This window comes from Paenibacillus methanolicus (assembly GCF_008124765.1).
Taxonomy (GTDB): Bacteria; Bacillota; Bacilli; order Paenibacillales; family Paenibacillaceae; genus Paenibacillus_Z; species Paenibacillus_Z methanolicus.
The window spans coordinates 306,557-326,608 of sequence record NZ_VNHS01000002.1 but is presented as its reverse complement, the minus strand read 5'-3'; the positions used below and the strand labels follow the sequence as shown (position 1 = coordinate 326,608).

Genomic DNA, 20,052 nt, shown 5'->3' with positions numbered 1-20,052 from the left:
TCACTTATACTACAAATATACCGATCTGCTGCAATGGAGGATGAAACGTTGAACATACGTAAAGTTGGCGTCATTGGCGCTGGAACGATGGGACAAGGCATCGCGGAAATGCTCGCCTTTAAGGGGCTGGACGTGTACGTGACCGAGCAATCGGCCGATCGCCTCTCGCAGGCGATGAGCGCGATCGAGCTCAGCTTGGATAAGCAAATCGAGAAGTGGGCGTTGACGCAAGCCGAGAAGAAGCTCGTGCTCAACCGGATTCACCCGATTCAGAAGCTGTCGGATCTGTCGGGCTGCGAGTTGGTCATCGAGACGATCACCGAGGACTTGGACAGCAAAAAAATCGTGTTCGACCAACTTGACCGTCTTTGCGGACCGAACGTGATCCTGGCGAGCAATACGTCGACGCTCAGCTTGACCGAACTTGCAGGCGTGACGGCTTATCCGGAACGCGTCATCGGCATGCACTTCGTCTACCCGGTCATGAAGACCGATCTGGTGGAAATCGTGCGCGGACTGAAGACGAGCGACGATACGTTCAACAAAACGAAGGAATTCGTCGAAGACGTCATTCAGAAGAAAGGCGTCATGGTATTCGAGTCGCCGGGCTTCGTGACGACGCGTCTGATTTGCCTGTTCATTAACGAAGCGCTGCACGTGCTCGAGGAAGGCGTCGCCTCCGCCGAGGACATCGACAGCGCGATGCGGATCGGCTACTCGTTCCAGCACGGACCGTTCGAGATGGCGGATCGCTTCGGCCTGGACTCCGTTCTTGCCGCGCTCGACCGGATGTTCCGCGAATACGGGGAACTGAAGTACCGCCCTTCGATCGTACTGAAGAAGATGGTGCGCGCCGGACACTTGGGCATCAAGACCGGCATCGGATTTTTCAATTATGATAAGGACGGGGACCGCATATGATCGTATTAGTCATGAACGCTGGCAGCTCGTCGCTCAAGTACCAGCTGTATAATATGAAGAACGAAGCCGTGCTCGCGCAGGGCCGCGTCGAACGGATCGGCATGGATTCCTCCATCGTGACCCACGAACCGACGGACAAGCCGGAAGTCCGCCAAGTGAGCGAAATTCTGGACCACAACACGGCTGTGCGCAAAGTCATCGATCTGCTGACGCATGCGGAGCATGGCGTGCTGAAGGCGATGACCGAGATCAAAGCGGTCGGCCACCGCGTCGTGCACGGCGGCGAGAGCTTCAAGCAGTCGACGGTCGTTACGCCGGAAGTGAAGCTCGAGATTCGCAAGCTGTTCGACTTGGCGCCGCTGCATAATCCGCCGGCGATGATGGGCATTCTGGCCGTCGAAGCGAATCTGCCGGGCGTGCCGCAAGCGGTCGTCTTCGATACGGCGTTCCACCAATCGATGCCGCAGGAATCGTTCTTGTATCCGATTCCGATGGTGCTGTACCGCCGCCACAAAATCCGCCGTTACGGTTTCCACGGCACATCGCACGATTATGTCAGCCACAAGGCGGCAGAGGTCATCGGCCAACCGCTCAAGTCGCTTAAGTTGGTCACGTGCCACATCGGAAACGGCGCAAGCTGCACCGCGATTCTCGAAGGCAAATCGTTCGACACGAGCATGGGCTTGACGCCTCTCGAAGGGCTCATGATGGGTACGCGCAGCGGCGACATGGACCCGGCGATCGTACCGTTCACGATGAACAAGGAAGACTTAACGCTGAGCGAAGTCAGCTCGATGCTGAACAAGCACAGCGGCCTGCAAGCGATCAGCGGCCTGAGCAGCGACATGCGCGAGATTACCGACGCGATGAAAGAGGGCGACAAGAACGCGAAGCTCGCTTTCGACATGTATACATATCGTCTGCGTAAGTACATCGGCGCGTATGCAGCGGCAATGAACGGCATTGACGCGATCGTGTTCACGGCCGGCGTGGGCGAGAATTCATCCGTCGTGCGCAAAGCCGTCGTGGACGGCATCACGTTCCTCGGCGCGGAGCTGGACGATGCGCGCAACGACGTCCGTTCGAAGGAAGCGCGGTTCATATCGACCGACGCCTCCCGAGTAAAGGTGCTCGTGGTCCCGACCAACGAGGAGCTGCTCATCGCGCGCGATACGTATAATCTCGTGAAAACCAAGTAATAACGATAAAGAAGCATCAGGAACACCAAAGGAAGGAAGCGTTGCCCATGAGAACATTAACGACGATTAAACAGATTGGCGGGCATGCGGGTCAGTCCGTCTGGATGGGCGGCTGGATCAACAACAAGCGCTCCAGCGGCAAAATTCAGTTTTTGCAGCTGCGCGACGGTACGGGATATATTCAAGGCGTTATCGTGAAGAGCGAAGTTTCCGAAGAAGTGTGGAACACGGCCAAGTCGCTGACGCAGGAATCCTCGGTTTACGTGAAGGGGATCGTGCGCGAAGAGCCGCGCAGCCAATCCGGCTACGAGCTGACGGTGGAGGACATCGAAGTCATTCAGCTAACCGAAGAATATCCGATCACGCCGAAGGAGCACGGGGTCGACTACTTGATGGATCGCCGCCACCTGTGGCTCCGCACGCCGAAGCAGCGGGCGATCATGGTCATCCGCGCCGAGATCATCCGCGCGATCCAGCGTTTCTTCGACGAGCGCGATTTCACGCTGGTCGATCCGCCGATTCTAACGCCTTCCTCTTGCGAAGGCACGACGAATCTGTTCCATACCAAATATTTCGAAGAAGACGCGTACCTGACCCAGAGCGGTCAGCTGTACATGGAAGCAGCGGCGATGGCGCTCGGCAAAGTGTATTCGTTCGGACCGACGTTCCGCGCCGAGAAGTCCAAGACGCGCCGACACCTGATCGAATTCTGGATGATCGAGCCGGAGATGGCGTTCGTCGACCATGAGGAGAACCTGCGCGTGCAGGAGCAATTCATCAGCTATGTCGTGCAGTCCGTCTTGACGAACTGCCGCAAGGAGCTGGAAGCGATTGGCCGCGACTTGTCCAAGCTGGAGGCGATTCAAGCGCCGTTCCCGCGGATCACGTACGACGACGCGATTAAGTTCTTGAACGAGCAAGGCTTCGACATTCCATGGGGCGAAGATTTCGGCGCGCCGCACGAGACGGCGATCGCCGAGAACTACGACAAGCCGGTCTTCATCACGCATTATCCGGCGTCGTTCAAGGCGTTCTACATGAAGCCGGACCCGAATCGTCCGGAAGTCGTGCTGTGCGCGGATATGATCGCGCCGGAAGGCTATGGCGAGATCATCGGCGGTTCCCAGCGGATCGACGATCCGGAGCTGTTGGCAGAACGCTTCAAGGAACATGAATTGTCCGAAGAGGCGTACCAATGGTATCTCGACCTGCGCAAATACGGCTCCGTGCCGCATTCGGGCTTCGGACTCGGTCTCGAGCGCACGGTCGCGTGGATCTGCGGGCTGGATCACGTGCGCGAGACGATTCCGTTCCCGCGGATGCTGTATCGTCTGTATCCGTAATCGCCGGTTGGCTAGCGGGCGAAGGAAGAGGGGAAGCGGATGAGTAACGAGATGTGGAAAGCCTACGCCAGGGGGATGGCGTCCGCCATGAACGGCGGCAGCCTCGTTGTGCCGGCCGGCTTGCTCCGCGCTTATCATGGCATCGGACTGTCCGATACCGAATTTCTGCTGCTGCTCCAGCTAATGTCGTTCCGTCAGCTGGAAGGCGTCGACTTTCCGACTCCGGAGCAGCTGGCGGACCGGCTTGGCGTCACGCCGAAGACCGCCCATCAGATGTTAAGCCGCCTCATGAAGGAAGGCTTCCTGACCATCGACGAGCACTTCGATCAACTGACAGGCGTGCAGTCGGAGTGTTATAACTGGGACGGTTGGGTAATCCGCTCGGCCGAGTGGCTGTCGGACGGTACGCGCGAATCGATGCAGGCAAGCCGGGCGGAGCGGGCGCCTGAGGTCAAGGCGACCGATCTATTCTCGGTCTTCGAGCAGGAATTCGGGCGGCCGCTCTCGCCGATGGAATGCGAGACGATCAGCATCTGGATCGACCAGGACCGGTATTCGGACGAGCTGATCCGCTTCGCGTTGAAGGAAGCGGTGTTCGCGGGAAAAGTGCATCTGCGCTATATCGACCGCATTTTGTTCGAATGGGGCCGCAACCGGGTGACGAACGCGGAAGAAGCGAGAGCATACACGCAGAAGTTTCGCGGGCCGCGATAAAAAGGCTGGCAATTTTGTCCTCGTCTGCTATAATAGGCGAAGCAACGACTTTCATATAACAGGGGGAGCTGGATGTATGGCCGGCTGAGAGGGGATCCCGATGCGAATCCCGACCCGTAACCTGATCTGGATAATGCCAGCGTAGGATTGCAACGCCCGTTCGGCCGCGAACATGTCACGCCGGATTATGGGTATTTTCGAAGCAATAATCGAAGCGTCTTCCTGACTGGGAAGGCGCTTTTTCTTGTGCTGGAATTGACAGAAGGGGAGATAAGTCGCAGGCGAGGAGCACGAGAGAGGAGCAGATGACGAAGATGAGCAGGAAGATCAGACGAGGCGCGATAGGGGTAATGGTGCTTGCATTGGCATTGTTGGCGTTGACGGGGTGCGGAACGAAGAATAATAATCAGGCGGGCAACGCCGATGCGGGGGCGGCAGGCGGCAACGCGGCGGCTAACGAATCGGCCGGCACGAATGCCGATCAGCCGCCGACGAAGGTGAAGGTCGTGCTCGACTGGACGCCGAATACGAATCATACGGGCTTATACGTGGCGCGCGACAAAGGCTTCTTCCGCGAGCATGGGCTTGACGTGGAGATCATTCAGCCCACCGAAGCGGGCGCGGACAAAATGATCGCCTCCGGCGCGGCGGAATTCGGGGTCAGCTATCAAGAGGGGATTACGCAGGCGCGTATCCAAGGCGTGCCGCTCGTCTCGCTGGCCGCGGTCATCCAGCATAATACGTCCGGCTTCGCGTCCCCGGCGGACAAAGGCATCAAGACGCCGAAGGATTTCGAGGGCAAGACGTACGGCGGCTGGGGCTCGCCGGCGGAGCAGGCGGTCATCGAATCGCTCATGCAAGAGGAGCAGGCGGACGTCTCCAAGGTGACCAACATCAGCATCGGCGACGCGGATTTCTTCACGGCCGTCAAGCGCAACATCGACTTTGCCTGGATCTACTATGCGTGGACCGGCGTCGAAGCGGAGCTGCGCGGCGAGAAGCTGAACATGGTGTATTTGACCGACTATAGCGATAAACTGGATTATTATACGCCTGTGCTCGCGACGAGCGAGAAGATGATCGCGGAGAAGAAGGACCTCGTGCAGGCGTTCGTCGCGGGAGCGGCCGAAGGCTACCAATACGCGATCGAGAATCCGGACGATGCGGCGGAGGTGCTGATCAAGGCCGAGCCGGATTTGAACGCGGAGCTCGTGCGCGCCAGCCAGAAGTGGCTCAGTCCGAAATATCAGGACGACGCGCCGCGTTGGGGCGAGCAGAAGCTGGAAGTGTGGCAGAATTACGCGCAGTGGATGTTCGACCATAAGCTCCTCGACAAGGAGCTGGAGGCCGAGCAGGCATTCACGAACGAGTTCCTTCCGCAATAACGAATACGAAATAACCAATAACGCGACCAAGAAGAAAGGCGGTGCCGTCCATGGCCAACGCACTCGTAAGCATTCAAATTTTACCGACGACGCCCGGCGGCGAGAGCGTCATCCCGTATGTGGACCGCGCGATCGACATCATCAAATCGGCTGGCGTGCCATACCGCGTCGCCCCGCTCGAGACGACGATGGAAGGCGAGTTGACCCAGCTGCTGGAAGTCGTGCGGCAGATGAACGAAGCGATGACGGAGATGGGCTGTCTATCGGTTATCTCGCAGATCAAAATCTACTATAACCCGGAGAACGGCGCTTCTATGGGACGTCTTCTCGAGAAATATCCGGATGGGCAATAGCCGGAGCTTTCGCAAAATAATCCCTCCGGCCGCCTGCCTCCTCGGCTTCCTCGCGCTTTGGCAGGCGGCGGTGTCGTTGTTTGCCATCGAGGCGTGGATTCTGCCTTCGCCGCTGGCGATATTTCAAGAGATGGCGGCGGAATGGCCAAGACTGATGGGACACGCGGCGGCGACGGTTCGACTGACGCTGCTCGGATTTGCGGCAGGTACGGCGGCGGGCCTTGGGCTCGCCGCTTTGCTGCATTTAATTCCGGGCGCTCGCGCCGGGCTTTATCCGCTGCTCGTGCTGACGCAGAACGTCCCGGTCATCGTCCTTGGCGATCTGCTCGTCATCTGGTTCGGGTTCGGCGTGCTTCCGAAACTTATCCTGCTCATCTTGGTCTGTTTCTTCCCGGTCAGCGTCTCGATGCTATCCGGACTACAGCAGGCGGATCCGAAGCTTATTCACTACATGAGGATGATCGGAGCGGACAAGCGTCAATTGTTCTGGAAGCTGGAACTTCCGGGCGCGCTCAGTCATCTGTTCTCGGGGCTGAAGATCGCGGCCTCCTACTGCGTGATCGGAGCCATCTATGCGGAAGCGCTCGGATCGAACGAAGGGTTGGGCTTCTACATCCGGCTCTCGTCCAACGGTTGGGAGACGAGCCGCGTGTTTGCGGGCATTCTGATCATCGTCCTGTTCAGTCTGCTTCTGTTCGGCGTCATCGCGCTCATCGAGCGATATTCGATCCGGTGGAAGGTACGGAAGGAGGGAGGCGTCTAATGACGGATTTCGCGTTGGAAATAACCGGCATCGGGAAGACGTTCTCGGAAGGACGAGGCGCGAAGCGTGTTCTAGGCGATGTTTCGTTTCACGTGAAAGAAGGCGAGTTTGTCTCCATTATCGGTCCTTCCGGCAGCGGCAAATCGACGCTGTTTCATCTGATCGGCGGGCTGGAGCGGCCGACGAGCGGGGAAATCCGCATGGACGGCCGGCTCGTCACGGGCGAGCGCGGACGCATCGCGTATATGCCGCAGTCCGCATCGCTCTTGCCGTGGCTGACCGTTCGGGCCAATATCGTCATGGCGCTGACAATCGCCGGCCTCGACCGGCACGAGGCCGAATCGCAAACCTCCGAATGGCTGGCTCGCGTCGGGTTGGCCGGGGAAGCCGATGCTTATCCCGATACGCTGTCGGGCGGCATGCAGCAGCGCGTATCGTTCCTGCGCGCGCTCCTCTCCCCGCAGCGGCTCATGTGCCTGGACGAGCCGTTCGGCGCGCTGGACGCGCTGACCCGGCTGCATATGCAGACATGGCTGCTGTCGCTCTGGGAGGCGGACCGCCGCTCCGTGCTGTTCGTGACGCATAGCATCGAGGAGGCGCTGCTGCTGTCGGACCGGATCCTCGTCTTATCGCCTTCGCCCGCTTGCGTCGCGAGGGAGATCGAGGTGCCGTTCGCGCGTCCGCGCAGCGAGTCGCTATGGACCGACCCGCTGTTCAACGAATTGAAGCTCGAGATCTACGATATGCTGAAGCCGACAGACGGACGAAGTCCGTTGACGGGGAAGAGGTGAGCCGAGGTCATGAATGAAATGGATAACAAGATTAATGCCCAGTCTCTCTATATCGACGCGCATCTTCATGTGGACCATTATGAGACGGCGGAGCAGCGACCGCTCCTGGAGGAAGCATTCCGCGAAGGCGTAGCTGCCGTGGTGGCCGTGTCCATGCATCTTAACTCTTCGCGCACCGTGCGCGAATGGGCGATGCGAATGCCGGAGAGGGTGATGCCCGCATACGGGTATCATCCGGAACAGCCGCTGCCGGCGGACGAGGAACTCGAAGAGCTGTTTGCCTGGATGCGGGCGCGCGATACGGCCGGAGAACGATTCGCGGTCGGCGAGGTCGGGCTGCCTTATTACATGCGAACCGAAACGGAATCGTCCGGAACGGCATTCGACGAATCGGGTTATATGGATTTGTTGGAGAAGTTCGTCCGTTTCGCCGCGGAGACGGGACGGCCGATCGTCCTTCACGCCGTGTATGAAGACGCGGACAAGGCGCTCGACTTGCTGGAGATGCACCGCGTGACCCGCGCCCATTTTCACTGGTTCAAAGGCGCTGCCGCCACGGTAGAGCGAATGATCGCGCTGGGCTGCGTGGTCTCCGTGACGCCCGATGTGCTATATGAGCCGGAGATCCGGACGCTTGTCCGCGCGTATCCGCTTGCGCTGCTCATGACGGAGACGGATGGGCCGTGGCCGTTCGAGGGGCCGTTCGCGGGACGCGCGACGAAGCCGGGGATGGTTCGCGACGTGGCGAACGAGATCGCGGCGATCAAAGGCATTCGGCCCGAAGAAGCGGCCGAAGCGTTATACCGCAACGCCGTCAGGTTTTATGGCCTGTAAAGCTTGCGCCGCGAATGAAGATCATGTTCGAGCAAACAAAGACCACGAACCTCCGATGCGAATCGAGGATGCGTGGTCTTTTTGACGATCCGCCCGAACTTAAGCAGGATCGAATAATCTTGCGAAAGGCTAGATGAGGAACATCGCGACGACCGTCGTCGCCGCAAGCCCGATCAGCACCGGCTTCAAGTTGCGGCGGGCAAGCTCGAACGGACTGACGCCGCAGATGGCGGCCGCCGGGATGAGCGCCCATGGAATGAGCGTGCCGCCGCCGACCCAGATCGCCGCGACTTGGCCAAGCGCGGTCAACGTAGCCGCGCCGGAGCCGATCGCGGAAGCGAACAGCTGGGCGATGGAGCCGGCCAGCGAGATGCCGGAGAAGCCGGAGCCGTCGAGACCCGTGATCGCGCCCGTAACCGTCACGGTCACGGCGCTGACCGCTTCGTTCAGCGGCACATGATGGGCGAGCCCAACCCCTAGATCGTTTACGATGCCGTGAGAGGTTTCGGGCAGCGTCGGTCCGAACAAGGCCGTGAAGCCGGCGTCGCCAAGATAGAAGAAGGCGGCGATCGGTATGACCGGGCCGAACACCTTGAATCCGAACTGGAAGCCTTCGATCAGATAGGCGGTCGTTTGCTCAAGCCCCTTGTTCCGGTGCGCAAGAAGCGTAACGGCGGCCAGAATGAGCACGGCCGTTCCGCCGACGAGCGCGGTCGCGTCGCCGCCCTGCAGATTGAGCGCGAACATCGCGGCGACGTCGGCGGCGAACAGCAGCGGAATGATGACGGCCAGCGACTTCCGGATATTGGCCGGCAGGACGATCTGCGTTTCGCTCGCGGCTGCCGCGCCGCCGCCCGCCACGAGTCCGTCGAGCCATGTTCCCCGTTTCATATCCCTCCGCATATACCAGAACGCGGCAACCGTCGTGACGACGCCCATGACCGCGACGAGCGGGATGCTCGCTTCCATGACGGCGGAGACGGGCAGGCCGGCGGCATCGGCGGTCAGCTTGGGCGCGCCTTGAATAATATAATCCCCGGATAGCGCGATGCCGTGACCGAATAAATTCATGGCGACCGCGGCGCCAAGCGCGGGCAGGCCGACGCGCGCGGCCACGGGCAGCAGCACGGCGCCGATGAGGGCAACGGCCGGAGACGGCCAGAAGAACAGGGACGTCACCATCATGATGAGGCCGATTCCCCAATACGCAAGCGTCGGCGTGCGAAGGAAGCGGGTGAGCGGACGCACCATCGTTTCGTTTATGCCGGTTATGATGAGCACGCGGCTCATCGCGACGATAATGGAGATAATGAGGATCGTGCCGATTAACTCTTTGATCGCATAGATAAAGCTGTTGAATATGCCGCTGACGGAGCCGCTAAGCGTCTCGGTCGCGATTACGCCGAGGGTGAAGATCCCCGCGACGCAGATTAGCGTCGTATCGCGGCGTTTAATCAAAAGCGCAAGAATAAATACGATGAACGCCAAATACACCCAATGAAGCGCGGTAAACTGGACTTCCACGGCAGCACCTTCTTCTTCCTTACGGATAGTGCTATATCGTATGCGTCCGCCGTGCCGGGCGTGTGCGCCGGTCTGAGAACGTTGTCACCCGCCAAAAACGGGCGGTGCCTATATTTCGGCAGCTGTGTGCTCGTCCAGACTTTCAACGCTGCCGTGCATACATTAGAAGGAAACGGAATGCGTTCGTACAGGAAGGAAGCGTCTTAAGACCGGCTGGACAATCGGCTGGCCGGACAGAGGGAGGGATTGCAGATGGCCTTGACACGGGAACAGTTTATCGACGCCCTGGCGCCGATGGCGCAGGCGGACGAGCGCCAGAGCGGCGTTCCGGCCTCGATTACGATCGCGCAGGCGATTCTGGAGTCGAACAGCGGGAACAGCCAGCTGGCCGTGGAAGGCAATAATCTGTTCGGGATGAAGGGGACGGGACCGGCGGGCAGCGTCGTGCTGCCGACCAAGGAGCAGCGTACGGACGGGTCCGTCTATACGGTGAACGCCGTTTTTCGTGCCTATTCAAGTTGGCAGGAGAGCGTGAGGGACCACTCGGAGCTTATCGCGAGGGGCGTATCCTGGAACCGTGCCTTATACAGTGGAGCACGCCATACAGACGGTCGTTCGGCGGCAAAGGCGCTGCAGGAAGCCGGTTACGCGACGGATATACGTTATGCGGATAAGCTCATCGCGATCATCGATCGTCATGAGTTGGACCGTTACGATCTGGTGAAAGGGGATGAGCCGATGACGGCGGAGGAGAAAGCGGCGTTCGAAGCGCTGGAAGCGAGCATCAAGCAGCTGTCCGGGTTGGTGACGGCGCTTACGAACGAGCAGGGAGCGGCGAACGCGACGGTGGCGTCTTTAAGCGGACGGGTGCTGGCGCTCGAGGCGGAACGAGCCATTGCCGCGCCGGCGTGGTTCGTGCAGGAGTTTGGATCCGACGATTTGGGCGGCGTAATTCAGCTCAAAAGCGGATCGCTTGAATTTTGGCGGACGCTCGCGGTCGTGCTGCGGCTTGGCCGGGCAGGCGTGCTCTAACGAGCGCTAGGGCAGCAAGGGGAGTTGACATACAGACGGGCTGCGCGGGTCGCGTTGACGGGACGGGCGTTTTCTGGAATACTAGTCCTTGTTGGTTTCAAGAACGAGCATGGACAGGAGAGTCAGACATGAAGAAGAGAAGCGCCTTCTACGCGGTTGCCCTGGCGATCGCCGCGATGTATTTTTGGAAAGCGTTCACGATGCAGGACGACGGTCAGGGGACGCGGCAGCCGAGCGGTCGGGAAACCGTCCAGGCGGAGGTGACGCTGACGTTCCCCGCGGATCAATATCCCGAGACCGCCGCGCATATGAAAGAAGCGATCGCAGGCGGCAAATCGGCGATCTGCACGATTGACCGGGACGGCGCGGATGCGAACCGTCAAGAGGCGCTGAAGGACGTGCCGGTCAAAGAAGGCTTCGACCGCGACGAGTGGCCGATGGCCATGTGCGCCGAAGGCGGCGCCGGCGCGGATGTCGAGTACGTGAAACAAGGCGACAACCGGGGCGCGGGCGCCTGGATCAGCAATCAATTGGAAGCGTACGAGGACGGCACGCAGGTGCGGTTTATCGTGGAATAACGACGCGGGGGGAAGGATCGGCCATCAGCCGGTCCTTTTGTATCCTCGGCAACCGGGACCACGCATGCGGCCGGACAATCTTGTTCAATCCGGGTAATAGGAATTAGCGCGTTCGAGGCGAAATGATAGGGAGACCGGTAAGTCCATGGCGCGTCCGCGCTTTTTTTTCCAATAACGGAAATGAAGGCGAACGATTCGGGTCAAGCTAATCCTGACGCATAGTGTAAAGGGGAGAGAACGATGGCACTATTTCATAATTTTCCGCTCATGGCCGCGCTGCTGTCGATCGTGCTGGCGCAAATCGTGAAAGTGCCGATCAAGCTGATCGCTACGCGTTCGTGGGATGTAGGCCTCGGCTTCAGCACCGGAGGGATGCCGAGCTCCCATTCGGCCGCCGTCGTATCGCTCGCGACCGCCATCGGCATCGTCGAAGGCGTCGACTCGTCGGCATTCGCGATCGCGGTCATCGTCAGCGCGATTACGATGTACGACGCGATGGGTATCCGCCGACACGCGGGCATGCATGCCTCGCTCATTAACCGGATCGCCCGCACGATTCCGCTGCTGCATCACGACGCGGAGTCGAAGAAGCCGCGCGAAGAGCTGAAGGAGCTGCTCGGCCATCGGCCGATCGAAGTGTTGGCGGGGGCGGTGTTCGGCGCCGCGGTCAGTGTGGTTTACTATTGGATCGTGTACGGGTAACGGCCGGAACGATCACGGAAAGAACAAGCTAAGAACGAACAAAGAGCGTCCGACCTGCGTCGAACGCTCTTTGTTATTGTCCCTTATAAAAGCAGCATGCCGGCCAGCGCTCCTGATGGAGCGGCTGATTGCGCTGCAGGATACGCCATACATATTGTTCGAAGCCAAGAGCAAGCGACTAGGCAAAACGGTGCTGCCCGATATTCTGATAAACGCGAAGGAGAGCGGCACGCCGCTCCGAATCGAGATGCCGATGGAGTCGAGGGTCATTCGGATTATGGAAGACTATCCGACCGCGTATAAGGCCGAGTATCAAGAAGGCTTCCACCGCATCAAATCGCGCTCCCTACGCCGATCGCCGCCGAGATCGAAGTTTGCTTGCAGTCCGATCGCATCGAGCCGGCCGTTCGCATTGCTCGAATCTTATTACGATCCGCGTTACGCATACACGGGCGATCAATACGGCGCGGATCCGGAGTGGACGGTTTCGGTTCGAACGCTGGACGAAGCGGTGCAAGGGGTTAAAGCATACTTGGTTCGCGTGGAATAAGTGGAAAATTTCGTTCGACCGTTTTCGCTATCGGGAAGCGGTCGTTTTTGTTTTGGGAAGAAGGACAAGCGTGCAAGCGAACTGGGGGAATAAAAAAAACCGGGACCCCCTTTCGGGAGTCCCTTTCATGGGAGAGGAGAAACCGGACGAAGAGCTTATGGGGAAACGTAAGTCTTCTCCGCGGTTGTCTACGGCATCTCTCGACGCCGATATCTTAAGGATTGCCAGTTTGGCCATCGTTATACATGGCAGCCGAATTATTTTTTGGACGTGCTGTACGGTGCCGAAATTGCCCTTGTTCCCGGATAATCCTTCCCAGGCAGCTTCGAATGCGGTCAATTATCGGTTTCCCTATCCTTTTCGAGGGACGGATCGGGTATAATATGGATATTTGGCAAAGCAAAAGGGGTGAACTTGATACATGAACATTGTCGTGCTGGACGGGTTCACGCTGAATCCCGGCGATTTGAGCTGGGCGCCGTTTGAAGCGTTAGGCAGCTTGACCGTATACGACCGAACGCCGCCGGAGCTCGTCCAGGAGCGGGCGAAAGACGCGGACGCGGTGCTGACGAATAAGACGGCGCTGACCGCGGATATAATTTCCTCACTTCCGAACCTTCGTTATATCGGGGTGCTGGCGACCGGTTATAACGTGGTGGCCATCGAGGCTGCGGCCGAGCGCGGCATAACGGTGACGAACGTGCCGGACTACAGCACGTATTCGGTCGCCCAGCTCGTCTTCGCGTTCGTGCTGCGCCATTGCCATCACATCGCGGAGCATGACAGGGCCGTGCGCGGAGGGCGTTGGTCGGCCGGACCGGATTTCACGTTCTCCTTGTACCCGCTGCAAGAACTGCATGGCAAATCCGTCGGCATCATCGGTTTCGGCGGCATTGGCCGGCAGGTCGCTCGCGCGGCAATTGCTTTCGGGATGGACGTGCTCGTGCATACGCGAACGCCGAAGCGCGATCCGGAGTGGGCGGCAGTCCGATATGTGGAACTGGATGAGTTGCTGCGCGAGGCGGACTACGTCACGCTGCATTGCCCGCTTACGCCGCAGACGAGCGGCTTGATCAACAAGCGGACGATCGGACTCATGAAGCGCGGCGCGTATTTGATCAATACGGCGCGCGGGGGGCACGTCGTGGAAGCGGACCTGGCCCATGCGCTTCGGGAAGGCCGCATCGCGGGAGCGGGGCTCGACGTGTTGTCGGCAGAACCGCCGCCGGCCGATCACCCGTTAATCGGCGCGCCGAACTGCACGATTACGCCGCACGTTGCGTGGGCGACGGCGGAGGCGCGCGGCAGGTTGCTGAAGATAGCCGCGGACAACTTGTTTCATTTTGCGCGGGGAGCCGTTAAAAATAAGGTTGGTTAACTTTTTATCTTCTCTTAAGGTACGACTTATAAGCATCTGTTATATTAATGTCATTGAGAGTCAAGCCAATAGCGCCATGCGCGTATATGCTGAAGGGAGTTTTATCATTGAGCGACAAAGAACAGCAGGACAAAGGCATACCTACGGGGAACGAGCAAGAGAATGACGGACAAGGCGAGGTCCGCGGTCAAGAAGAAGGCGCGCCGGTAGAGAACCCGGTAACCGGACAGGCTCAGCCGAGCGCCGATCAAGCCGAAGAGATCCAAGCGGACGAACGGGATTTGGCAGAAGAAGCCGAGCTCGCGGACGAAGAAGAGCGGACGGCGGCGGCTGTGCGGCCTGAGGCGGACAAGCCGAAGAGCGGCAAAGGGTGGATGTACGTCGCGATCGGCCTGGCCGTCGTGCTCATCGTCGTGCTGGCGATTCCGAAGTTCGGCGGCGGTTCCGGCGAGACGATGGCGACGGTGAACGGCACCAAGATCTCGAAAGATCAGTTGTATGACGCCATGCTCGAGCAGGGCGGCGAATCGACGCTGAACAACCTCATCTCGGACGAGCTGCTCAATCAAGAAGCCGAGAAAGCGGGCGTTACCGTTACGGATGCCGACGTCGAGAAAGAAATCGCGAACATTAAGAAAAACTTCCCGTCCGAAGAAGAGTTCAACGCGGCGCTTGCGCAAAACGGAATGACGCTGGAATCGTTCAAGGAACAGGTTCCTCCGCAAGTCAAGCTGCGCAAAATTTTGGAGCCGAAGTCGGGCGTAACGGACGAGCAGGTCAAGCAATACTACGAGGATAACAAAGCGAGCTACGATACGCAGGAGCAAGTGCAAGCGTCCCATATTCTCGTCGCGACGAAGCAAGAAGCGGAAGCGATCCTGAAGCAGCTGAACGAAGGCGCGGATTTCGCGACGCTGGCGAAGGAGAAATCGACCGACACAACGTCTGCGGTGAACGGCGGCGATCTGGGCTTCTTCCAGAAAGGCATGATGGTCGCGGCGTTCGAACAAGCGGCGTTCGCGCTTAAGAACCCGGGCGACTTGAGCCCGATCGTCGAGACCGAACATGGCTTCCACATCATCAAGCTGACCGAGCATAAAGCCGCGAAGCAATCCACGTTCGAAGAGAACCAGACGGCCATCAAGGATCAGCTCGTGAACCAGAAAGTATCGGAGATTGCCAGTACGTGGATCGAAGAGATCCGTGCGAAGGCGACGATCACGAACAAACTGGAAGACGAGAAGAAAGCGGAAGAAGAAGCGGCGACCGAAGGCGATGCGGCTAAGCCGGCGGAAGGCGCGGGTAACGCGGCGACCAAGACGGAGTAAGCAGCACGGCGCCCGAATTTCGAGCGAGCTTCGAGCAATATAGACAGACATAACGAAGAACTCCGGACCCGATCGGGCCCGGAGTTTTTTGCATGCGCACCCCGTGTTGTTGGCCGCCCGCAGGCGGAGACGGGAACGCGGGAAGAATTATAAGATGCGCTCCCCGGCAAAGGATGCGGCAAGCTCGACGGCGAGCCTCGCCGTCCGTTGGCCGTTATCGAGCAGGGGATTGACCTCCACAAGGTCCGCCGAGGTGACGACGGCCGCCTCGTGCAGCATCTCCATCGCCAGATGCGCTTCCCGATAGTTCAGCCCGCCGCGCACGGGAGTCCCCGTTCCGGGCGCCTCGCCGGGATCGACGCTGTCGATGTCGAAGCTTAAGTGAACGCCGTCGGTACCATCGGAGACGACGCGGATGGCGTTCTCCATGACGCGCGCCATGCCGTAGCGGTCAATATCGTGCATCGTGAAACAGGCAATGCCCAGCTCGCGGATCAGCTCCTTCTCCCCAACGTCGAGTTCTCTTGCGCCGACAAGCGCGATATGGCCCGGATTCAGCTTGGCGCCGGGTCCGCCGATACCCGTGAAGCGCGGGTCGCCCAGCCCGAGCAGCGCGGCAAGCGACATGCCGTGAATATTGCCGGAGGGCGACGTCTGGGGGGTGTTGAGATCGCCGTGGGCGTCGATCCACAGCACGCCGATCCGTCGGCGGGCCTTTGCCGCGGCGGCGACGGTGCCGATCGCCAGACTATGGTCGCCGCCGATAGCCAGCGGGAACGTGCCGGCGCGCATGGCGGCGGCCGCTTCGAGCGCCAGCGCCTCGTTCATCGTCTGCACCCGTCCCCAATGCTTGAGCTTGGCGGACGTCCGCCGGTCGGCGTCGGTATTGGGCAAATAGTCGTCGGAGCGCAGCTGCACCCGGCAGCCAAGCTTCTGGAGACGCCGGACGAGTCCGGCTTGCAGCACCGCTTCGGGACCGCTCGCGGCGCCGCGGCGCCCGGCCCCCCAATCGAACGGAACGGGCAGGATGGTGATCGGGAGCTGCTCTTTCATGATTGCCGCCTCCTTGCTAGCCGCGTGTGAACAGACTTTTCACGATGAACGTGACGTTGGCGGGACGCTCCGCGAGCCGCCGCACGAAATACGGATACCAGCTTCGCCCGAAAGGAACGTAGCTGCGAACGGTATACCCCTCGCGGGCGAGCGACTCCTGAAGCGGCGTTCGAATGCCGTAGAGCATCTGAAACTCGAACGCGGTTCTCGGAATTCGGCGCGACCTCGCGTATGATTTGACCCAGCGGATGATCGTCTCGTCGTGGGTGGCGATCGCCGTATATTCGCCGCTTTCCAGCCGGGTCCGAATGAGCCGTCGCATATTGCTGTCCACATCTTTTTTTGCGGGGAAAGCGATGCTGGCCGGCTCCTTGTAAGCGCCTTTCACGAGCCGCAGGTTCACGCGCTCGGCGCTGAGTTGCTTCACGTCCTGCACGCTGCGGTACAAATAGGCCTGAATGACCGTCCCGACGTTTTTCAAGCCTTCCGCGTGAAGCCGCCTCACGATATCGATCGTGGCATCCGTCCATGGACTGTCCTCCATGTCCAGCCGGACGAACAATCCGAGCCGGTCTGCTTCGCGCACAACGGTGCGAATGCTGTCGTAGCAGCTGTCCGGATCGAGCGCAAGCCCGAACTGCGTCGGTTTTAGCGAAACGTTGCCGTTTATCTGATCGCGATCTATAGCCTGCAGTAGGTCGACGTAACCGAGCTCGCTTGCTTTGGCTTCTTCCAGCGATTGAATGCTTTCGCCAAGCAGGTCGAGGGTGACGGCGATGCCGGCATCGTTCAGCCGTTTGGCGTGCTTCAGCGCGTCCTCCATCGTTTCTCCGGCGACGAAACGGCCGGCGCCCAGCCGCATGCCGTACCGTTCGGAGAGCTTGCGCGCCGCGCGGTTGCCGGCCAGGCCGAGAAGGGCGGTTCGGAACAATCGCGTTCCGGCGTCCATAACATTCACGCTCCTAAGGTGGTTTGCATATCCAACCAAAGTTGGATATGCAGCATTCCGCTAATGATTGATTTGCGTACTGCGGATTGTACGACTGCGTAAGCGATGTTAGGGATTATCGTCTACTCATATATAGGCGGAGGTGTATGGCATCATGCCTAAAATGATCGAACCGCGGTTTGGCGCGTCGGTTTAACAAGAGCGAAGTTGTATGGTACGATAGCAGCAGTCCGGTTGTAATCAGAAAGGGGAAACAGCAAGTGAGAGTCATCGCAGGGACGGCGAAAGGCCGCCCGCTGAAAGCGGTACCAGGGAGCAACACCCGCCCGACGACCGATAAAGTGAAAGAAGCGATTTTTAGCATGATCGGTCCTTATTTCGATGGAGGCTTGGCGCTGGATCTGTTCGCCGGCACCGGCGGCTTGGGCATCGAGGCGTTAAGCAGGGGCATGGAACGGGCCGTGTTTGTCGACATGGAACGGTTAAGCATAGAAGTCATCAAGCAGAACGTGCAGGCGGCGGGTCTGACGCAGCAGGCGGAGATTTACCGCAACGAGGCGGGCAGGGCGATCAAAGTGTTGGAGAAGCGGGGGGAGCGGTTCGCGCTCGTCTTCCTCGATCCGCCGTACCGGATGAAGGAAATGGACGCGATGATGGGCGAACTGGCGCAGCGGGGACTGCTCGAGGATGGAGCGCGCGTCGTCGTCGAGCACGACGCCGCCCACCGCTATCCGGAGCAGTTCGCCTCGTACATCCAATTGAAGCATGCTCGCTACGGCGATATCGCCGTCACGGTGTACCGGTACGAGCCGGAAGCCGGCGAGCTCCAGACGGAGGAACTATAATATGTCGGTTATTGGCAAACGCATCGCCGTGTATCCGGGCAGCTTTGATCCGGTCACGCTAGGGCATTTGGATATTATACAACGGGCGTCCAAGCAATTCGATCACGTAATCGTCGCGGTGTTGAACAATACGAGCAAGAGCCCGCTGTTTACGGTGGACGAGCGAAAGGAGCTGTTGGCCGAAGCGATCAAGGAATTGCCGAACGTGTCCCTCGACAGCTTCCGCGACCTGCTCGTGCGCTTCATGCGCTCCCGCGACGCCCATGTTATCGTTCGGGGAATCCGCTCGGTGACGGACTTCGAATACGAGCTGCAAATGGCGTCGACGAATCATCAGCTCGACAGCGAGATCGAGACGATTTTCATGATGACGAACCCGAAATTCTCGTACTTGAGCTCTAGTATCGTGAAGGAGATCGCCAAGTTCAAAGGCAATGTCAAGGACCTTGTTCCGCCGGGCGTCGAGAAGGCGCTGATTGAGAAATATAACTAGAGGCGCGGCGTCGACTTGTTGCGGGCCATGTCAGTTTTTGCGCGGTAAGCCATAGGACAGAAGCGCCAGCAGGCCGATCGCAGCGGCAAATGCGGCGACCATTATCGGAGCATAACCCCATAATGCGGGTAGCTGGGATATCCGGTAGCCGATTGCGGATGGCAGGCGGTCTCCCTGCTGCAAGACCGGCTGGGCGCTCGTCAGCAGCGGCGCGAGAAGCCTCGAAGCCGGATCGGCGATGATGAGCGTGATGCCGAATGCGAGCACGGCTTGGATTAGCCGGTTGAGCGCCAGCCGCCAGATGCTGAGGTCGACCGTACCGAGCGCCCCCCCGGCTTGAAGAAGCGCCGTGATGCCGCCGAAGCTTAACGCGGCCGCAACCGCGGCCGCATTCCAGGTCATGCCGGAGTACGGGGCGGTCGACGTCGCATAAGCGCCGATATGGCTTTCGATGACGGCGGGCAGCAAAGCGGGCGGCAGCATTCCCATGAAGAGCGGCGTCGCCAGCTGCACGGCGACCGAACCGAGAATCATGAAGCCGCCGACGGCCATCAATTTGGCGACCGAAGCCGTCACCGCGTCGCCCAGCGCTTTGCCGAACGTGCGCCCGTCCAGCCGGCGGGCTTCCTTCATGGCGCGGGCGGCGCGCCGGAGCACGCCGATTTCGGCTTCCTCGCGATCGGACTCATTTCGCTCCGGGACGAACAAGCCATGGGCCAGTCCGACAAACAGTCCGGCCGTCCAGATCGAAATCAGAATGGCGGCCCCAAGTCCGGGCCGATGCAGGAAACCGGCGCCGACGACGAGCAGCACGAACAACGGATTCGGCATATGCGCGAGCGCGAGCAGCCGCTGTCCTTCGCTGCGGGATACCGCGTTACGCTTGCGAAGCGCGCCGGCCGCTTCGGCGCCTGCCGGATATCCGCCGCTCCAGCCGATCGCGACGGCGACGCCCGCTTCGCCGGGGAGCTTGAACGCGCGTCGCATGAGCGGGTGCAGCAGTTGTCCGATGCCATGCACCGCTCCGAAAGCCAGCATGAGCTCCAAGAGGGTCAAGAAAGGGAGCAAGCCCGGGAACACGATGTTCCACCAGACGGAAAGACCTTGCAGGGAAGCCTGAAAGGCGCCGCCGGGACTTGCGATGATTGCGACTACGACGAGCAATGACAAGCCGGACAGTATCAGCGTGCGTACCATATGTTCCATCTCCCGGTAAATGTAGTGGTTCTGTTCGGGTGACACCGCCCGCAGGACGGTAAACAGCACTAAAGTGTACGCTTGTCTCGTCAAGGATAGACCTAGATTCGCGAAGGCGGT

Annotated in this window: 21 protein-coding genes; 17 read left to right on the top strand and 4 right to left on the bottom strand. The window is 59.7% G+C overall.

Annotated features, from left to right (window positions below):
• Nucleotides 1-48: 48 nt before the first annotated feature.
• The 9 genes from BCM02_RS06295 (at nucleotide 49) to BCM02_RS06255 (ending at nucleotide 8,303) form a co-directional block, all read left to right on the top strand.
• Complete coding sequence (locus tag BCM02_RS06295) at nucleotides 49-921, top strand: 3-hydroxyacyl-CoA dehydrogenase family protein (protein ID WP_148928211.1); 873 nt, start codon at nucleotides 49-51, stop codon at nucleotides 919-921.
• The gene (locus BCM02_RS06290; RefSeq protein WP_148928210.1) at nucleotides 918-2,120 is read left to right on the top strand and encodes an acetate/propionate family kinase; all 1,203 of its coding nucleotides are present in this window, start codon (nucleotides 918-920) and stop codon (nucleotides 2,118-2,120) included. The genes BCM02_RS06295 and BCM02_RS06290 overlap by 4 nt, the downstream gene beginning before the upstream one ends.
• A gap of 47 nt (nucleotides 2,121-2,167) precedes the next feature.
• Complete coding sequence (gene asnS, locus BCM02_RS06285; protein WP_148928209.1) at nucleotides 2,168-3,463, top strand: asparagine--tRNA ligase; 1,296 nt, start codon at nucleotides 2,168-2,170, stop codon at nucleotides 3,461-3,463.
• Nucleotides 3,464-3,502: 39 nt separating this feature from the next.
• Nucleotides 3,503-4,177, top strand: coding sequence for a DnaD domain-containing protein (locus BCM02_RS06280; RefSeq protein ID WP_148928208.1), 675 nt, complete (start codon nucleotides 3,503-3,505; stop codon nucleotides 4,175-4,177).
• A gap of 314 nt (nucleotides 4,178-4,491) precedes the next feature.
• Nucleotides 4,492-5,562 carry an ABC transporter substrate-binding protein gene (locus BCM02_RS06275; RefSeq protein WP_187434050.1) on the top strand — a complete coding sequence of 357 codons (1,071 nt, stop codon included), beginning with the start codon at nucleotides 4,492-4,494 and terminating at the stop codon, nucleotides 5,560-5,562.
• Nucleotides 5,563-5,612: 50 nt separating this feature from the next.
• A complete protein-coding gene (locus BCM02_RS06270) occupies nucleotides 5,613-5,915 on the top strand; it encodes a thiamine-binding protein (protein WP_148928207.1) in 303 nt (100 codons plus the stop codon).
• A gap of 70 nt (nucleotides 5,916-5,985) precedes the next feature.
• The gene (locus tag BCM02_RS06265) at nucleotides 5,986-6,678 is read left to right on the top strand and encodes an ABC transporter permease (protein WP_342791300.1); all 693 of its coding nucleotides are present in this window, start codon (nucleotides 5,986-5,988) and stop codon (nucleotides 6,676-6,678) included.
• Complete coding sequence (locus BCM02_RS06260; RefSeq protein ID WP_148928205.1) at nucleotides 6,678-7,469, top strand: ABC transporter ATP-binding protein; 792 nt, start codon at nucleotides 6,678-6,680, stop codon at nucleotides 7,467-7,469. The genes BCM02_RS06265 and BCM02_RS06260 overlap by 1 nt, the downstream gene beginning before the upstream one ends.
• Nucleotides 7,470-7,478: 9 nt before the next feature.
• Entirely contained in the window at nucleotides 7,479-8,303 is an 825-nt protein-coding gene (locus BCM02_RS06255; RefSeq protein ID WP_148928204.1) for a TatD family hydrolase, read from the top strand.
• A 129-nt stretch (nucleotides 8,304-8,432) separates the two neighbouring features.
• Here the strand turns inward: BCM02_RS06255 and BCM02_RS06250 are convergent, their stop codons facing one another.
• Nucleotides 8,433-9,827 (bottom strand): hypothetical protein, encoded by a 1,395-nt coding sequence (locus BCM02_RS06250; protein ID WP_148928203.1) that lies wholly within the window; start codon nucleotides 9,825-9,827, stop codon nucleotides 8,433-8,435.
• Nucleotides 9,828-10,079: 252 nt separating this feature from the next.
• Between BCM02_RS06250 and BCM02_RS06245 the strand changes: the two genes are divergently transcribed.
• The 6 genes from BCM02_RS06245 to BCM02_RS06215 all read left to right on the top strand — a co-directional run bounded on the left by BCM02_RS06245 (nucleotide 10,080) and on the right by BCM02_RS06215 (nucleotide 15,395).
• A complete protein-coding gene (locus tag BCM02_RS06245; protein ID WP_148928202.1) occupies nucleotides 10,080-10,859 on the top strand; it encodes a glycoside hydrolase family 73 protein in 780 nt (259 codons plus the stop codon).
• A gap of 128 nt (nucleotides 10,860-10,987) precedes the next feature.
• Complete coding sequence (locus tag BCM02_RS06240; protein WP_148928201.1) at nucleotides 10,988-11,437, top strand: NucA/NucB deoxyribonuclease domain-containing protein; 450 nt, start codon at nucleotides 10,988-10,990, stop codon at nucleotides 11,435-11,437.
• 240 nt (nucleotides 11,438-11,677) lie between these two features.
• Nucleotides 11,678-12,139: a divergent PAP2 family protein gene (locus BCM02_RS06235; RefSeq protein WP_148928200.1), complete on the top strand. Its 462-nt coding sequence runs from the start codon at nucleotides 11,678-11,680 to the stop codon at nucleotides 12,137-12,139.
• A gap of 115 nt (nucleotides 12,140-12,254) precedes the next feature.
• Entirely contained in the window at nucleotides 12,255-12,689 is a 435-nt protein-coding gene (locus BCM02_RS06230; protein WP_148928199.1) for a tRNA 2-selenouridine(34) synthase MnmH, read from the top strand.
• Nucleotides 12,690-13,110: 421 nt separating this feature from the next.
• Nucleotides 13,111-14,067, top strand: a complete 957-nt coding sequence (locus tag BCM02_RS06220; RefSeq protein ID WP_148928197.1) for a D-2-hydroxyacid dehydrogenase — start codon at nucleotides 13,111-13,113, stop codon at nucleotides 14,065-14,067.
• 107 nt (nucleotides 14,068-14,174) lie between these two features.
• Nucleotides 14,175-15,395: a peptidylprolyl isomerase gene (locus tag BCM02_RS06215; RefSeq protein WP_187434049.1), complete on the top strand. Its 1,221-nt coding sequence runs from the start codon at nucleotides 14,175-14,177 to the stop codon at nucleotides 15,393-15,395.
• 147 nt (nucleotides 15,396-15,542) lie between these two features.
• Here BCM02_RS06215 and rocF read toward each other — a convergent pair whose 3' ends face one another.
• Both rocF and BCM02_RS06205 read right to left on the bottom strand, forming a co-directional pair.
• A complete protein-coding gene (rocF, locus tag BCM02_RS06210) occupies nucleotides 15,543-16,448 on the bottom strand; it encodes an arginase (RefSeq protein ID WP_148928195.1) in 906 nt (301 codons plus the stop codon).
• A gap of 16 nt (nucleotides 16,449-16,464) precedes the next feature.
• Nucleotides 16,465-17,397: a proline dehydrogenase family protein gene (locus BCM02_RS06205; RefSeq protein WP_148928194.1), complete on the bottom strand. Its 933-nt coding sequence runs from the start codon at nucleotides 17,395-17,397 to the stop codon at nucleotides 16,465-16,467.
• Nucleotides 17,398-17,636: 239 nt separating this feature from the next.
• Here BCM02_RS06205 and rsmD point away from each other — a divergent pair, with 239 nt between their 5' ends.
• Nucleotides 17,637-18,242 carry a 16S rRNA (guanine(966)-N(2))-methyltransferase RsmD gene (rsmD, locus tag BCM02_RS06200; RefSeq protein WP_148928740.1) on the top strand — a complete coding sequence of 202 codons (606 nt, stop codon included), beginning with the start codon at nucleotides 17,637-17,639 and terminating at the stop codon, nucleotides 18,240-18,242.
• Nucleotide 18,243: 1 nt separating this feature from the next.
• Nucleotides 18,244-18,735 (top strand): pantetheine-phosphate adenylyltransferase, encoded by a 492-nt coding sequence (gene coaD, locus BCM02_RS06195; protein WP_148928193.1) that lies wholly within the window; start codon nucleotides 18,244-18,246, stop codon nucleotides 18,733-18,735.
• Between the two features lie 30 nt (nucleotides 18,736-18,765).
• On the opposite strand, the gene BCM02_RS06190 is transcribed toward coaD, so the two are convergent.
• Nucleotides 18,766-19,932, bottom strand: a complete 1,167-nt coding sequence (locus tag BCM02_RS06190; RefSeq protein WP_148928192.1) for a nucleoside recognition domain-containing protein — start codon at nucleotides 19,930-19,932, stop codon at nucleotides 18,766-18,768.
• Nucleotides 19,933-20,052 lie beyond the last annotated feature (120 nt).

What these genes read in the sequence shown, in the direction of transcription:
- BCM02_RS06290 (WP_148928210.1), top strand. Translation starts at nt 918, where the DNA reads ATGATCGTATTAGTCATGAACGCTGGCAGCTCGTCGCTCAAGTACCAG.
- asnS (WP_148928209.1), top strand. Translation starts at nt 2,168, where the DNA reads ATGAGAACATTAACGACGATTAAACAGATTGGCGGGCATGCGGGTCAG.
- BCM02_RS06280 (WP_148928208.1), top strand. Translation starts at nt 3,503, where the DNA reads ATGAGTAACGAGATGTGGAAAGCCTACGCCAGGGGGATGGCGTCCGCC.
- BCM02_RS06275 (WP_187434050.1), top strand. Translation starts at nt 4,492, where the DNA reads ATGAGCAGGAAGATCAGACGAGGCGCGATAGGGGTAATGGTGCTTGCA.
- BCM02_RS06270 (WP_148928207.1), top strand. Translation starts at nt 5,613, where the DNA reads ATGGCCAACGCACTCGTAAGCATTCAAATTTTACCGACGACGCCCGGC.
- BCM02_RS06260 (WP_148928205.1), top strand. Translation starts at nt 6,678, where the DNA reads ATGACGGATTTCGCGTTGGAAATAACCGGCATCGGGAAGACGTTCTCG.
- BCM02_RS06255 (WP_148928204.1), top strand. Translation starts at nt 7,479, where the DNA reads ATGAATGAAATGGATAACAAGATTAATGCCCAGTCTCTCTATATCGAC.
- BCM02_RS06245 (WP_148928202.1), top strand. Translation starts at nt 10,080, where the DNA reads ATGGCCTTGACACGGGAACAGTTTATCGACGCCCTGGCGCCGATGGCG.
- BCM02_RS06240 (WP_148928201.1), top strand. Translation starts at nt 10,988, where the DNA reads ATGAAGAAGAGAAGCGCCTTCTACGCGGTTGCCCTGGCGATCGCCGCG.
- BCM02_RS06235 (WP_148928200.1), top strand. Translation starts at nt 11,678, where the DNA reads ATGGCACTATTTCATAATTTTCCGCTCATGGCCGCGCTGCTGTCGATC.
- BCM02_RS06230 (WP_148928199.1), top strand. Translation starts at nt 12,255, where the DNA reads ATGGAGCGGCTGATTGCGCTGCAGGATACGCCATACATATTGTTCGAA.
- BCM02_RS06220 (WP_148928197.1), top strand. Translation starts at nt 13,111, where the DNA reads ATGAACATTGTCGTGCTGGACGGGTTCACGCTGAATCCCGGCGATTTG.
- rocF (WP_148928195.1), bottom strand. Translation starts at nt 16,448, where the DNA reads ATGAAAGAGCAGCTCCCGATCACCATCCTGCCCGTTCCGTTCGATTGG.
- BCM02_RS06205 (WP_148928194.1), bottom strand. Translation starts at nt 17,397, where the DNA reads ATGGACGCCGGAACGCGATTGTTCCGAACCGCCCTTCTCGGCCTGGCC.
- coaD (WP_148928193.1), top strand. Translation starts at nt 18,244, where the DNA reads ATGTCGGTTATTGGCAAACGCATCGCCGTGTATCCGGGCAGCTTTGAT.
- BCM02_RS06190 (WP_148928192.1), bottom strand. Translation starts at nt 19,932, where the DNA reads ATGGTACGCACGCTGATACTGTCCGGCTTGTCATTGCTCGTCGTAGTC.